The organism is Nostoc sp. 'Peltigera membranacea cyanobiont' 232, assembly GCF_002245985.1.
Classification (GTDB): Bacteria; Cyanobacteriota; Cyanobacteriia; order Cyanobacteriales; family Nostocaceae; genus Nostoc.
Genome location: NZ_NOLK01000024.1, coordinates 25,912 through 40,205, shown reverse-complemented (window position 1 = coordinate 40,205; position 14,294 = coordinate 25,912). Strand labels below are relative to the sequence as shown.

Below are 14,294 nucleotides of genomic sequence, written 5' to 3'. Positions count from 1 at the left end.
CTGTCGCTAACGCACCCTACAAAATTGGATATTTTTTTAATTGGAAGTCCCTTAGCTCAAGTTATCACTAACTTTTTTAATATTGCTCATAAAATACACTATTTAGATAGCCTTAATGTAGTATGTTGGCAATTCCGTTCAAAATTTAGGATTTTCCTTAATCAAAATTCTGTAAAGTTAGCTCATATCATTTGCCTATATGAGATAATTTCCTATTAATTATTTTTTTCCCATAAAGGAAATTAGCTCAATATGCGTATGCAGCAAGTATCAAGCCATAATATAGAGTTACCAATTCATCTTTATGCTAAAACAATTGCTCGGTGTTTAATTGTCGCAGTTATCTGCCTCACCTTAGCAGGCGTTCTAAGTACCTATTTCTTGCTTACGGAGTTTTCGTTCCCAGCTAGCAAATGGTTTTACGACCTATTTAGCTTAGATGAAGAATTGAATATTCCTGCCTGGTATTCTGCATTCTCTCTATTATTTTGTTCGGGATTACTTAAAACAATTACCGCTATTAAGACGGAAGACCGCTATTTCTCTCAGTGGAAAATATTATATTTTATATTTTTATATTTGAGTTTTGATGAAGCATTTAGTTTTCACGAGATTTTGATAATTCCGTCAGTGCGAGAATGGCTTCATCTCAATCCTATATTTTACCAAACCTGGGTTATACCTGGTGCTATTTTATTGGTATTTTTTGCATTTAAATATCTAAAATTTTGGCTCCATCTCCCTCACAAGACTCGGTATTTATTTCTGATTGCCGCAGTTGTTTATGTGAGTGGAACTTTAGGCATGGAAATGGTAGGTGGACTTTTGAGAGAAGATTTTGGGCGACTTAGCCTAATAACCTTAATTGGCATAGTTGTTGAAGAATTTTTAGAAATGGCTGGAATTGTGATTTTTATTTATGCGCTGCTAGCTTACCTTAGCAGTTTGAGAACAAACCTTCAACTAAAAATCTATATTTCTGAAAATTAATTTGAACAATTCGTAGTTCTTAATAACGCTGCCGACGATTCATTATTATCTTTAATTGCAACACAAATTCCGTGCATTAACTTGCATTTTAAGTTTTGTTTTACTCTATAGTGCATAATTGAATCGCAATTTAAAATTTGTCTAAATGTTTGCAAAAGAGAAACTGGAATTTAATTGGTGCGCTCCGGTATCTGGTGATGGATTCTATTTAGGTTTACCCGTTTGGGAACGTCCTCCCAGTCTTGAGTATACCGTTGAGATTTTTAAAACAGCAGAAAAATTTGGGTTTCGGCAGGTTCTAATTGGTATGGGTTTCAACCACCACATTATGGAGGCTTGGACTTTAGCAACAGCAGTTTTAGCCCTGACTATGAATGCTGGAGCGATGGTAGCTGTACGTCCAGGATTCTATTCGGCCCCAATATTGGCGAAGATGGCTGTTACCTTAGATTACATTAGTAAAGGTCGCCTTTCGCTTAATATTGTTACAGGTGGACGACCAATGGAACAGGCAATGTATGGTGATTATTTAGATCGTGATAGCCGCTATCGTCGCACTCGTGAATTTATGCAAATTTGTCGGCAGTTATGGTCAAAAACTAATCCCTTTGACTATGAAGGAGAATTTTATCGACTCCATCAAACTCGGTTAGAAACTTTACCTCTGCAACCGTCTGGGCCGCTATTTTATTTCGGTGGTGCAAGCGAAATAGCTCAACAAGTGGGTGCAGAATTTGCAGATGTTTATCTGATGTGGGGAGAAATACGACAACAACTTGCTGACCGAATCAACCAGATGCAGGAATTAGTTAGTAATTGCGGACGCATAAAAGAGGTGCGTTATGGATTGAGAATTAATATTATTGCTCGAACAACTGAAATCGAAGCCAGGGAAACAGCAAAAGAAATACTGGCAAAAGTTTCTCCACAAGTATTAGCTAAAGCACGAGCCACTGAGTTTCCTAATACCAAACGGGAAAGTGTTGGTCAAAGCCGACAGTGGGAATTACGGGGAAATGCTGATGAAAATTGGTATGTCGAACCACTGCTTTGGGCTGGTATTTCGGTGGTGCGGAGTGGTGCGGGAATGGCTATTGTTGGTAGTTATCAGCAAGTAGCGGAGCGTCTTTTAGAATATATAGATTTGGGAATCACAGTTTTTATTTTGTCTGGGTATCCCCATTTAGAAGAGTGCGAAAATGTGGGGCGAAATGTTTTACCGTTAGTTAGAGAAGGCTATCTTCAAAGAAAGTAGTAGCAAGTTGAAAGGCAAAAGCAACTTTCAAAATTAAAGCTTCAGTATAAGAATTACCAACAAGTTGCAATCCTATAGATAAACCCTGACTACTTCGACCACAAGGTAACGATATTGCAGGTAAACCCAGAAAACTGAAAGGTAACATAAATCGCCGATTTAATTGATAAATTTTAGTATCTGTGTTAATAAGAGGTGCAACCATTGGTGTTGTGGGTGTTAGCAAAACATCCACTTGCTGAAACAGTTTTTGCCGTTGCAGAAAACATTCTTCCCATTTATGCTTTGCTTTTTTGTAACTTTGATGAGAAATTTTGACTCCTTTAGATAAGTCACTTTGTACTTTTGCTCCAAATATATTGGGGTTTTTAGCATATTCTGCTTGCAAAACTTGATGAAATTCATAAAGAGCAATAGTAGAATAAGTCACCTCGTCAAATTCCTCTTCTAAAAATGGAGAATTTATGGTGATAATTTCCACCCCTAGTTGTTTCAATATGGATATGGCGTTAGAAATTGCATTGGCAACTTCTGGTTCAATCCCACGGAATGTATAGTTACTAATTATGCCCAACTTTAAACCGTTGATGTTATTTGATAGAGGATACAGTTGTTTTAAATTTGTGGAGATAGGGAAGAGTGCAGCATCAAGTAAAATGGCAATATCTTCTACACAATTTGTCAAAAACCCAACTGTATCAAAACTAGGAGCGCGGGGAAAAATCCCTTCATTGCTAAGTAGTCCGTGAGTTGGGCGCAATCCCACCACACCTGACCAACTGGCGGGAACTCGAATTGAACCACCAGTATCTGTACCAATTCCAGCTAAACAAAGATGAGCCGCAATAGCGGTTGCACTTCCGCTAGAAGAACCTCCTGATGAGTGGTTGTGGTTCCAGACGTTGCAAGTATTTCCATAAAAAAGATTGTTTCCAGAAAGGTCAGCCGCAAACTCGCTTAAATTTGTCTTACCTAAAATTACCGCACCTGCTGCCTTTAGCTTTTGGACAACTACACTATCAGATAATGGTATGCGATCGCAAAAAAGTTGTGAACCAACTGTAGTTTTTACTCCTACTGTATCAATATTATCTTTTACAGCAATAGGAATTCCGTGTAGCAATCCGCATTCTTGACCGTTACTTCGCTCAAAATCCTTTTGTATAGCAGTTTCTAGGGCTTGTTGCTCGAAAACGGTAATAAAAGCCTTGAGTGTAGGATTGAACTTTTGGATACCTTCGAGATAATGCTTGACTAATATTCTGGAAGTTAGCAAGCCGCTTTGCATTTGCTGACTTGCTTGTGCGATCGTTTTAGGGATAGAATCTGCTTGCATCTTAGAGAAAGGTAAGCTGTTCCAAATTGAATTGCATAATTAGCCTTCTTGGAGAGAAATTTCTGTGTGGTCTATTTATTTTAAAACTGCCTAAAATTACTAATTATGCGTTGAAAATTTCCCATGCTATTTGATGCGTTTAAAAATCGTAAATCTCCTAAAATCGAATTCACCAAAACTGACCCAACCTGGCGCGTAGCTTGGGGAAAAGTTGATAAAAGTTATGAAAATATCGCTTGGCGAGATGAAAATTTTTCTGTAATTCTACCACGTACAGCTTCGGGATTTCTGACGGAAAAATTAGCCATCAGTTCTGGAGGACGATTTGTTGTTGTTGGTGATATTTGGTTAACTAACCGAGTGCAGTTACTACAAAAGTTAGGCATTGAACCGGATAGCTTTAAAGAAACTTCTTTGCAAATAGTTGCTAATCTTTGGGAACGATGGGGCTTTGAATGTCTTCGCCAACTTGTGGGGATGTTTGCGCTAGTGATTTGGGATCGAGAAAAACAGGTATTGAAGTTAGTTCGCGATCGCATCGGTGTTCGTACCCTCTACTACACTACCACTGGTTCGGTTCGTTGGATTGCGCCTCAACTGAGAACTTTATCACCCCATCGTTCATCCGATTTAGATTTGGTGGCGTTGCGAGATTATCTTTGTTGTGCCTTTGTTCCAGGAGAAAGAACGCTTTGGGAACAGGTGCGGGAACTGCGACCTGGAACCGTTTTAGAATTTCCCGACCACAAAGTTGAAGCCTATTGGCAGCTTCAAGAACAGATCATAGCAGTAGATCAACCTTTAGCATGGCATGGCGATCGCTTGCGAGAACTCTTAGAGCAAGTTGTTCAAGAATATTTACCACCAGCCGATGAACCCGTCGGCGTTTTTCTTTCTGGCGGTTTGGACTCTAGCGGTGTCACTGCTTTAGTAGCGAAATTCCACAAAGCACCAGTTCACACCTTCTCGATTCATTTCGGTTCTGAATGTCCCAATGAGTTAGAATTTTCTAGTCTCGTTGCATCCCATTGCCAGACGCAGCACCACATTTTAGAAATCACCTTTAAGGATATGTGGTCACGTCTGCCGGAAACAATGGCCTATTTAGATGACCCCATTGGCGACCCACTAACTGTTCCCAACCTTTTGCTGGGGCGATTGGCGAGAGAAAGCGTAGAAGTAGTTTTAAATGGTGAAGGTGGCGACCCCTGTTTTGGTGGGCCAAAAAATCAGCCAATGCTAATTAACAGTTTATATGGTTCTGTCACCAATCAGGATGCATTGCAAGCTTATTTAATTTCCTTCCAAAAGTGCGCTGTTGACTTACCGCAACTTTTAAAACCAGAAGTTTGGACAGCAGTACAAACAGCACCTTGGGTTTTTCAAGAAGATTTATCTTCCCAAGCCAGCTATCTGAATCGTTTGATGGCAATGAACATCAAATATAAAGGCGCTGACCAAATTCTGACCAAAGTCAGTAACTTGACTCAAGCAGCCCTTTTGCAAGGTCGTTCTCCTCTATTTGACCAACGAGTAGTAGACTTAAGCATGGAAATCCCTCCACAGTATAAGCTTTCTGGAGTGAAAGAAAAAGCTGTCTTAAAGCAAGCGATTACCTACGGTAAGTCTCCGACGAACGCAGATATTTTACCAGATGCGATTATTCATCGTCCCAAAAGCGGCATGATGGTGCCCGTGCAGTTAGGATTTCGGAAATATTGGCAGCAAGAAGCCAGAGATTTATTGCTCAATGGTCATGCGGCTATCACTCCTTACTTGAACCAGTTACCAATTCGTAATTGGTTAAACTATCAAGGAGATACTTGGAGTCGTTATGGGGTGAAGCTGTGGTTGCTTGTCAGTTTAGAAATTTGGTTACAGGTAAATCGAAAAGCGTAGTACTCTGTCAACTTAGTTTTGATGGGTAAAGGAACGAGCCACAAAGGACGCGAAGCACACAAAGGAAGAGAAAAACAAAAGAAATTATATAACATTTATGTAAAGCTTCAGTTTTATTAAGCGCCAAGTTCTCTGGACTAATATATAAATTTAACTTATCTATTATGAAACTTACTTCTCTAATACAAAAGTATTTTTTTTTATTAAAGATAATATTTATTTACGAATAAACCTGATTTAACGACCAGTACCACCTTAAGCGGAAAAGTATCGCAACATTTACGAAAAAATCAGTAGCTTTGAAACAATATTTAATTACTTCTTACAAAGATAATTCAATGTATTACAAATCGCATTTATTAAGATTTTAAAGATTTGATAAATAAGCTAATGTAACCTTTGATTCATGGTAATTAAATAATTACAGCTGGGTTCAAAACCAATTAGATTGACAAAATATTTGAACTAATTACATATCATTTGATTAATCTATTAAGGTATTTTCATTAAATAAATTATCTAATTTTGTTAAGTAGGTATCTCGTTCGCCCGTAACCAAAGCAGGACTTTTCTACCCAGCCCACAATAAATAGTTGGATATTTTTTATTTGAAAATTCCTAGCCCAATTAATAATTAAGGGTTTGAAAATAGGATTATACAAATGATAAGTAATCTACATTGAACTGATAAATAGTTCTTTGACTAAGGCTGAACTGACCTATTAGTTAGAAATTCAAGAGAAATAACATGGCATTTATTTTTGGTAGTACAAATCCTGACAATCTCTCTGGGAGTTCGGGAAATGACACGATAGTTGGTTGGGCCATTAATGGTGATGCCAATAGTACATCTGGTAATGACACCTTGAATGGTGCAGCTGGTAATGATTCTATCGCTGGTGGGACAGGGAACGATAGTCTAATCGGTGAAGATGGCAATGACACACTTGATGGAGGCATCGGAAACGACACCTTCAAAGGCGGTCAGGGTAACGACAGTATTAATGGTGGAGATGGCATAGATACCGCAGACTACAGTCAAGTAAGTCAAACTATTACCTTGTCAGGTGTTGGAACCATTCAAAAAGCTGGCGGGTTGGGGCAAGATACGCTCTTGAAAGTAGAAAAGATTATTGCTAATGCTAATGTTGCTAACAATACCATAGATGCATCCCAATCTTTGACTGGAGTATCTATTACTGTTAACCTACAAACCCAAAGTTTGTCTGCCAATAACGTTCCTGGTTTGGGAACATTGCCATTTACTGTAGTCAATTTTGATAATGTCAACGGCACAAATGCAAATGACATCATTATTGGCGACGACCAAAATAACCAATTATCTGGTAATAATGGTAACGATAGTCTAAACGGTGGAAATGGCAATGATACACTTAATGGAGGTAGTGGTGCTGACACTTTGAATGGGGCAGCAGGCAACGATACTTACATCATTGATGGTGCTGTTGATACCATTATTGAGGCTGCTAATTCCGGCACAGATATCGTCCGGTCTTCTATCGCCTACACACTTGCGACCAATGTGGAGAACCTGACGGTGACAGGAACTGGTGCCATCAGTGGGACAGGTAATACTCTTAACAACTTTATCTTTGGTAATAGTAGTAACAACACTTTAAATGGCTTAGGAGGCGATGACACCCTAGATGGTAGTCTTGGCAATGATACCCTCAATGGTGGTGACGGCAACGATCGCCTACAGGGTGGGCCAGGCAATGACAAACTCAATGGGGATGCTGGAAACGACGTTCTCATCGGTGTTTTCCCTAATAGTCTGCTTCCACCTGGATTAGGAGAAACTGATACCCTCACAGGTGGGGCTGGGGCAGATAGATTTATCTTAGGGGATCTTATAAATATTTACTACGACGATAATAATACTGTGAATCCTGGTTTGGGGGACTACGGTACTATTACTGACTTTGACTCTAGCCAAGATTTAATTCGACTCAAAGGAGCACCACAAGACTACCGCCTGCAAGTTGTTGGAACCAATACACGAATATTCGTAGACAAACCGGGATCAGAGCCAGATGAGCTTATAGGTATTCTACAGGGGAAAACCAATCTCAGACTTGATAGTGATGACTTCCTTTTCAATGAGCAAGAAAATGCTGGAGAAGGTACAAATAATACACTGGGTAGCGCTGAAGGGTTGCGTTCCTTATCATCAGGCTCAAACATTAATCTTGAAGCCCAGTTAGCAACAGTTCAACCAGGGAATAGTGCTGATTTTGACTTTTTTACATTTACCCTAGCAAATTCAGGAACTGTCAATATTAGGACAGTGACATCAGGAGATACAGTTCTCGGACTGTTTGACAATGCTGGGAATTTAGTAACCAGTGACGATGATAGTGGCGGTGGCAATTCGTCATTAATCAGCAGCTTTTTGGGTGCAGGTACGTACTCAATTTCAGTGAGTGACTATCCTGCTTTCCCTCAAAATGGCGGAATTTTCTCTGCTAGCCCCAGCTTCGATCCTACTTTTTATACGCTACAAGTCAGTTTTGCTTAAGGAAATTTTGAATTTCAGAAAGTACTGACATCAGTTTATTGCTAACCAGGGGGACACGGCGACGTGTCCCCTATGCCGTTAATTACCTTCTAGCAAAGTCCAGAAATAGCCATCTGGTGCAATAAAGGAGAAACTCGTCTCGCCAAATTCATTACTAATCATGTCTGTAACTTTTTGTATAGTACTTGCTTTGATGCGATCGCAATACTCTTGTATTCCCTTAACCCGATAGGTATATAAAGACATACCCAAGCTACCTGGTTGGGCTGCTTCAAAGCGCGATTCTAAATTAAGAGATTCTGGGAATCTAACAATATAAAGTCTACCACTGCGTGCAGCCATCAGGTCAGACTTAGAAGAACGGGGATCGTCAAAAGTAGTAACAATAAACTTTTCACCAGGGTTAAGGTCAAAAATATCTCGACCGGCTGGCGAAGATTCATAGCTAGTTTCGACATCATCACGCACACGCAGCAAACCTAAAACTTCTTCATAAAACTTCAGGGTTTCCTTGCTATCGTCTTGAACGATGATTCCTATATGGGTAAACTGACTAGTCTTGAGAGCCGCATTATGGTTAACTTGTCCGTAATGCGGCAGTGTATAGCCAAACCGTTGAAATAAAACCTGTCGAGCTAAAGGTTGCAGTAGCAGCATTTCTCGTACACCAACTGCTGGCTCAATAAAAGGACGGTTTTTCCTTTCTTTGTTGTAGATGACTTCCCAATAAGGGTGAGAGTGCCTAATCGGAAAACCTGCGGCTTTGGCATCTTCTATATGATTTAAGATACTTAACACATCTGTTGTTAAGCTTGTCGCCCAACGATTTCCTTTAATTTTCATCGACGCTGTTCCCAAACCTGGATGGGTCGGATTTTGCCAAACCATCAGCCGAATTAAACCATGATCTGAATTTTGGTGGTAGAGGCGGATTGAGCGTAAAGACGAATTTACTCCATATAATTGATAAGCTACATCTGCGGTTAATTCACCCACTTCACCAATGCGATAGCCAAATTGCTCCCAATACTGAATTGCAGAAATTGGTTCCGGGATGCCAATACAGACTTCATAGATACCTTCAATTGCGGTTTGTTGTTCTTGAGTCATAGCAATTTGGGATTTTAGATTTTAGATTGGGTCAAAATAAATAAAGCTTTCGGAAAGATATCTCAGAAAGAATCTGAAAAGCAACAACTTTATTTTGTAGCTTATGATGTATCTACAAAAGTTAGATGTCTAATGTAGAGTTATTCTGATTGCACGTAATCAGCGATCGCTATAAAGTTTTTTAACAGGAGTTAAGCTATGACGCAGCGACTGACTCAAGAGCAATTATCACAAATAGTCACTGAAGTAGAAGGTCTGCAAGTGCGTCGAGAAGCGGAACTAGACCAACAGCAGGTTAGAGAAATTTTACAGGAGTTGAATTTACCACCAGAGTTACTAGATGAAGCCCTGATTCAGTTAAATCGCCGCCAAGCACTGGAGGTACAACAACGCCGGAATCGATGGATTGCCTCTGGAGTGGTGGCATTATTAATCATACTGAGTGCATCTACAATATTTTTCATCCGGCAACAAAATTCTGCACTCTCTCGTGTTTCTGCTCAACAAGACCGCATCACTTTGGTACAAAATACTGGCGGTGACTTGAAGACAATTTCCCGCCAAACCAACCCAGAAGTTTTTTACCGTGTCACCTTAAAGGATGCACCCTTGGGTAAAAAGCTAGCTCTTTCCTGTAATTGGATTGACCCAAGCGGTCAAATTGTCAAGCAAAACAAATATCAAACCCGCGAAATTAATACGTCTGTCTGGGATACCCAGTGTCGCTACACGATTAATCCGGCTGCAACTGTTGGTAATTGGCAGGTGCAGATGTTCCTGGAAGGTCGGCAGATTAGCGATGAAACCTTTGAAGTGAAATAGTCCAGATGGGCAACATCCCGCATCACTTTCTAGGCTATTGGGGTTACGGCGCTCAACATGAATTGGAAGCGCTGTTAAATAGTATTCTAGAAAATCTCTCCCCGACAAAAGGAGAGGGGGTGAAAAGTCAGTTCTCTGCACAGAGAAATTATCCTCTTCCTATCTGGAATGTTGCTTATATAGGAATTGATGGAAATTCCCCACCGCTAGAAAATCAAATTGCTGCTATTTCCGCATCAGGATTATTCACTTCACCCGACGCTTGGGTAAGTCTCCAAGAAAATAACTGCCTAATTTTGGGTAGAGAACCTTTCGGAAAGATGCCTTTGTATTGGACTCAGCAAGGACAAGCAATCTGGTTTGCATCCCAACTGCAACTACTCTTACCGATATTACAACAGTCAGAAGTTAGCATTGCTGGATTATCCGGCTACAGCTGTTTTTCTTACGTTCCCACACCTTTAACCCCTGTTAAGGAAGTGTTTGCCGTGACGGCGGGAACTGAATTAGTTTGGCAGAGCGATCGCCAATCAGGTATTTTGCGATCGCCTGAATCTAAAAATATCCACTCGTGGCGGGAAGCCCCGAAACAGTTAACAGATGAAGCTACAGCAATTACCGAATTGCAAACCCTCCTTAAAGATTCCATTGAACGACAGATTGCCGATTTAAAGGATGAGTCTGTTGGGGTGTTTCTCTCTGGCGGACTTGATTCTTCAGTGGTGGCGGCGTTGCTGGTACAAGCTGGGGTGAAAGTCCGTGCCTACACTCTAGATTTTGGTGATGTAGGCATTCCAGAATATCCTTACGCTGAACAAGTTGCCCAGTTTCTCGAAATTCCGCTTATTAAAGTTGCAGTAACCCCAAATTCCATCAAAAATGCCCTAATTTCTACTGTGCAAGCATTAGATTTGCCCTTTGGAGATGGCGTGTGTATTCCGTTGTATCTTCTATCTGAAAGGGCGAGTCAGGAAACTCAGGTAATTTTTAATGGCGAAGGTGGAGATCAATTATTTGCCGGTTGGACAAACAAACCTTTAATTACCGCAGGTGTTTATCAGTCAGAAAATCCCGCCGGACAGGAAACTTTTATCCAGCAATATCTCCGCACCTTTCACCGTCTTGGGGGATATGAATCTCAAGTTTATCAGCCAGAAGTCTATGCACAGATCCAAAATTTGCCTCCCGAAGATTGGCTATTGGCGGCTCTTGATTACAATGAGTGTCCATCTTTGCTGCATCGCTTGCGCCGCGCTGGTTTGATGCTCAAAGGGGCGCAGAATATCCATCCCCGTGCGACTGCATTGGGGTTTACTCATGGATTATGGGTGCGATCGCCTTTTTGTGATTTACCTCTAGCAGAATGGACATTTAGCCTATCTGGAGAACTCTGTTTGCAGGGAGCTTGTGAAAAATATATCCTCAAACGTGCCATAGAAAATTGGCTCCCACCCGAAATTGTTTGGCGACAAAAGCGGGGGATGGGAGTTCCCTTAACTTCTTGGTGTTTAAATGATTTTTGGCATCAGCTAGGCATCTGGCTCAATCCAGAAATACTTCGCGCTAACAATCACTTTTATCCTCACATTGCAGCCCAAATCGTTAATGGCAAACTCGGAGCAGCTATTCAAGGGCGGCGGATTGGTGAGACTCTCTGGTTACTTATTATGTGGCAACTTTGGCGATCGCATGTTTTAAATGAAGAACGAAGTAAACAGTCCTGGGATCATCCTTTTTGGTTGCCTCGTCGGCTATGGAGGAGTTACAAACGATGGCAAGATTAGATAAAAAAGAGTTAGGAGAGACGCGATTAATCGCGTCTGTACAAAAGGTAGGAGTTGAGAGTGAGCAATTAATCTTCTCATGTATCCCATTTGCTGAGGAACTTGCCAAAGAGTTGCTGAGTACTTATGGTTCTCCGCTTTATGTTTATAATGGCGATCGCTTGCGCGAAACTATTGAGCGCATTACTAAGGCTGTCAGCTATCCTTATACGCAATTTCGGTTTGCCAGCGTTACCAATGGTAATATTGCGCTGTTAAAAATTTTTCGCTCATTTGGGTGGGGACTTCACGCTAATACCCCAGGAGATATTTATTTAGGATTGCAAGCTGGTTTCGATCCTAGTGAGATTGTTTATAGTGGCAGTAATTTGAATCGGGATGAGATGCTACAAGTCTTAAATTGGGGAGTTACAACTCTCAATCTCGATAGTCTGGCTCAATTGCAGTTGTGCTGCGAAGTTTTGCCCAAAGGCAGAGAGAAATATATTCGGCTGGGTTTACGCCTAAATTTACCAGAAATTACCGGAGATAGCCGCATTGGTGTACGTCCTGAAGAATTTGCTGATGCGATCGCTTTAACCCATGAGGTTGGATTGAAGCTGAGTGGTTTACACTTCTATCGAGGAACCGGAACTAACGCCACAGCCGCTTTCACCCAAGTAATTGATACGCTAATCGCCACAGCCCAACTGTTACCCGATTGGGAATATTTAGATTTTGGTGGTGGTTTTGGTTATCCGTATCACCACAACAAAACAGCATTTGATTGGGAAATCTTTGGGGGTGAGTTAACCGAGAGAATTAGGCGATTAGGGCGGAAAATTGATTTGGTGATTGAACCGGGACGAAGTGCGATCGCAGAATGTGCAACTTTGCTTGCCCAAGTTGTTTCTGTGAAATGGCAAGGAGAAAAACAGATTGTCGGAGTTGATACCACCGTTGCTAATCTTTCAGTACCTTCAGTACACGGCGGCTACCGAGAAATTATCACTTGGAAACAAGCAGACAATCTATTCACAACTGATATTTGTGGTAACACCACATATTCACGAGATTATCTGGGGAAAAATTGCCAACTCCCAGTTTTAGAAATTGATGATATCGTTGCCATTCTAGATGTCGGTGCTTATGGTTATGCAATGTCGTCTCACTTTTTACACCGCCCCAAACCTGCGGAAGTCTTGCTAGAAAATGGCACACATCGCTTAATTCGTCAACGGGAAGACTATAGTGTTTTGCTAATAAATCAGATGCTTGATAACTAACAATTAATAAATAATATTGAGCAACCATTATGAAGTGTATTAACTGTGGAACTGACAACAAACTAAAAGACCGGACAGCTAATCAAGGTCGGTGTCTAAAATGCAATCATCCCTTTGCATTTGAACCAACCAACATGAGTAATATTAAGATTACCGATCCTTTTTTTGCAAAGGCGATCGCTGATATTTCTGCAAATAATACCTTGTTTTTTACACCCAAGCAACTGCTGTATTTTCTAGATAATCGTCTCAGATCAAAATCTTTTCCCAAATTTAGCTGGTTATTTTTATATGTATTTCTGAATTTCTTTACATTTTTTTTAATCATTGGCCCGCTCCTCGTAAATATTGTGTTTATTTTGATATTTTTCAATCGAACCAATTCAGTTAAACTCAACAATAAAATTCGCAAACAAAATGCTAAAAATTTACAAGTTATCGGAGGGATTATCCTTGTTATAGGAATTTTGCTAAGTCTCGCTTCAAACTCATTCAGCTTATTTACCATTGTTGTTATTTTGGGGATGCTGCCTATATATTTAGGAACCCGACAGTTAGGACGAATTGGATTTTTAACACAAGAATTTTTATTTCCTGAATCTCAGCTTAAAGATTTGCTAGATCGTTGGCAGCAAATAAATGGTTCAATCCTCAAAATTCTGCCTCCTCCTAACCAGGGAAATACACCAGCTACAGTTAATCCCGATGTAACTGCTTACAGTTTTGATAGATTAGTCGTTTGTGATAGTGCTGCCATTGCTCAATTATTAATTGCTAATAATTTCCACTTTGAAAATAACTGTGCAATTCTCAGCATTACTGGATATCCTCAAAGCATTTTTGACACCACAATGCAAATGCTGCGCCGTAATCCCGATTTGAAAGTCTATGCAGTACATGATTGCAATCCACGAGGCATTGGTTTAGTTCATCGTCTTAGAACCAATGCTAGTTGGTTTCTCAATAGCGAGATTGCGATTATTGATATCGGATTAACGCCACGTCAAATTATCGCTACTAAACGTGGAATGTTCATTCAATCTTCTCCAGAGTCGGCGCAAGCAGCTAAAGAATTACCTGAAGAAATTCGTCAAAGTTTATCTACTGAAGAATTAGCATGGTTAGAATCTGGAAAGTTTGTAGAATTGGAATCTTTCACTCCCCAAAGACTAATTAAAGTTGTACAAAAGGGTATTGCTGGCAGTCGAGATATAGAAACTGATGACAGTAACTTGCTTTTAGTAGGGGATAGAGGTAGCGATATCTATGTTGTTCAAAGTTTTGGTTAATATAG

At 40.3% G+C, this 14,294-nt stretch carries 10 protein-coding genes; 8 read left to right on the top strand and 2 right to left on the bottom strand.

What is annotated here, in order from left to right; all coding sequences use genetic code 11:
* Positions 1-258: 258 nt before the first annotated feature.
* Positions 259-990, top strand: a complete 732-nt coding sequence (locus CDG79_RS10795; protein WP_223278094.1) for a hypothetical protein — start codon at positions 259-261, stop codon at positions 988-990.
* A gap of 145 nt (positions 991-1,135) precedes the next feature.
* The gene (locus CDG79_RS10790; RefSeq protein ID WP_094342133.1) at positions 1,136-2,245 is read left to right on the top strand and encodes an LLM class flavin-dependent oxidoreductase; all 1,110 of its coding nucleotides are present in this window, start codon (positions 1,136-1,138) and stop codon (positions 2,243-2,245) included.
* Here the strand turns inward: CDG79_RS10790 and CDG79_RS10785 are convergent.
* Complete coding sequence (locus CDG79_RS10785) at positions 2,217-3,581, bottom strand: amidase (protein WP_094342132.1); 1,365 nt, start codon at positions 3,579-3,581, stop codon at positions 2,217-2,219. The genes CDG79_RS10790 and CDG79_RS10785 overlap by 29 nt on opposite strands.
* 123 nt (positions 3,582-3,704) lie before the next feature.
* Between CDG79_RS10785 and CDG79_RS10780 the strand changes: the two genes are divergently transcribed.
* Positions 3,705-5,480 carry an asparagine synthetase B family protein gene (locus tag CDG79_RS10780; RefSeq protein ID WP_094342131.1) on the top strand — a complete coding sequence of 592 codons (1,776 nt, stop codon included), beginning with the start codon at positions 3,705-3,707 and terminating at the stop codon, positions 5,478-5,480.
* Positions 5,481-6,228: 748 nt separating this feature from the next.
* Positions 6,229-8,019: a DVUA0089 family protein gene (locus CDG79_RS10775; protein ID WP_094342130.1), complete on the top strand. Its 1,791-nt coding sequence runs from the start codon at positions 6,229-6,231 to the stop codon at positions 8,017-8,019.
* A 78-nt stretch (positions 8,020-8,097) separates the two neighbouring features.
* On the opposite strand, the gene CDG79_RS10770 is transcribed toward CDG79_RS10775, so the two are convergent.
* Positions 8,098-9,129, bottom strand: a complete 1,032-nt coding sequence (locus CDG79_RS10770; RefSeq protein ID WP_094342129.1) for a VOC family protein — start codon at positions 9,127-9,129, stop codon at positions 8,098-8,100.
* Between the two features lie 198 nt (positions 9,130-9,327).
* On the opposite strand from CDG79_RS10770, the gene CDG79_RS10765 reads away from it, so the two are divergent.
* Genes CDG79_RS10765 through CDG79_RS10750 form a run of 4 tightly spaced genes read left to right on the top strand, consistent with a single transcriptional unit; the run spans position 9,328 to position 14,289 of the window.
* A complete protein-coding gene (locus CDG79_RS10765) occupies positions 9,328-9,951 on the top strand; it encodes a DUF3859 domain-containing protein (protein ID WP_094342128.1) in 624 nt (207 codons plus the stop codon).
* 5 nt (positions 9,952-9,956) lie between these two features.
* Positions 9,957-11,735: an asparagine synthetase B family protein gene (locus CDG79_RS10760; protein ID WP_094342127.1), complete on the top strand. Its 1,779-nt coding sequence runs from the start codon at positions 9,957-9,959 to the stop codon at positions 11,733-11,735.
* Positions 11,723-13,000 (top strand): diaminopimelate decarboxylase family protein, encoded by a 1,278-nt coding sequence (locus tag CDG79_RS10755; protein ID WP_223278093.1) that lies wholly within the window; start codon positions 11,723-11,725, stop codon positions 12,998-13,000. The genes CDG79_RS10760 and CDG79_RS10755 overlap by 13 nt, the downstream gene beginning before the upstream one ends.
* A 29-nt stretch (positions 13,001-13,029) precedes the next feature.
* Positions 13,030-14,289 carry a hypothetical protein gene (locus CDG79_RS10750; RefSeq protein ID WP_094342126.1) on the top strand — a complete coding sequence of 420 codons (1,260 nt, stop codon included), beginning with the start codon at positions 13,030-13,032 and terminating at the stop codon, positions 14,287-14,289.
* The last annotated feature ends 5 nt before the right edge of the window (positions 14,290-14,294 follow it).

Coding starts and splice junctions, on each gene's coding strand:
- CDG79_RS10760 (WP_094342127.1), top strand. CDS start 9,957: ATGGGCAACATCCCGCATCACTTTCTAGGCTATTGGGGTTACGGCGCT.
- CDG79_RS10780 (WP_094342131.1), top strand. CDS start 3,705: ATGCTATTTGATGCGTTTAAAAATCGTAAATCTCCTAAAATCGAATTC.
- CDG79_RS10765 (WP_094342128.1), top strand. CDS start 9,328: ATGACGCAGCGACTGACTCAAGAGCAATTATCACAAATAGTCACTGAA.
- CDG79_RS10795 (WP_223278094.1), top strand. CDS start 259: ATGCAGCAAGTATCAAGCCATAATATAGAGTTACCAATTCATCTTTAT.
- CDG79_RS10775 (WP_094342130.1), top strand. CDS start 6,229: ATGGCATTTATTTTTGGTAGTACAAATCCTGACAATCTCTCTGGGAGT.
- CDG79_RS10790 (WP_094342133.1), top strand. CDS start 1,136: ATGTTTGCAAAAGAGAAACTGGAATTTAATTGGTGCGCTCCGGTATCT.
- CDG79_RS10755 (WP_223278093.1), top strand. CDS start 11,723: ATGGCAAGATTAGATAAAAAAGAGTTAGGAGAGACGCGATTAATCGCG.
- CDG79_RS10770 (WP_094342129.1), bottom strand. CDS start 9,129: ATGACTCAAGAACAACAAACCGCAATTGAAGGTATCTATGAAGTCTGT.
- CDG79_RS10785 (WP_094342132.1), bottom strand. CDS start 3,581: ATGCAAGCAGATTCTATCCCTAAAACGATCGCACAAGCAAGTCAGCAA.
- CDG79_RS10750 (WP_094342126.1), top strand. CDS start 13,030: ATGAAGTGTATTAACTGTGGAACTGACAACAAACTAAAAGACCGGACA.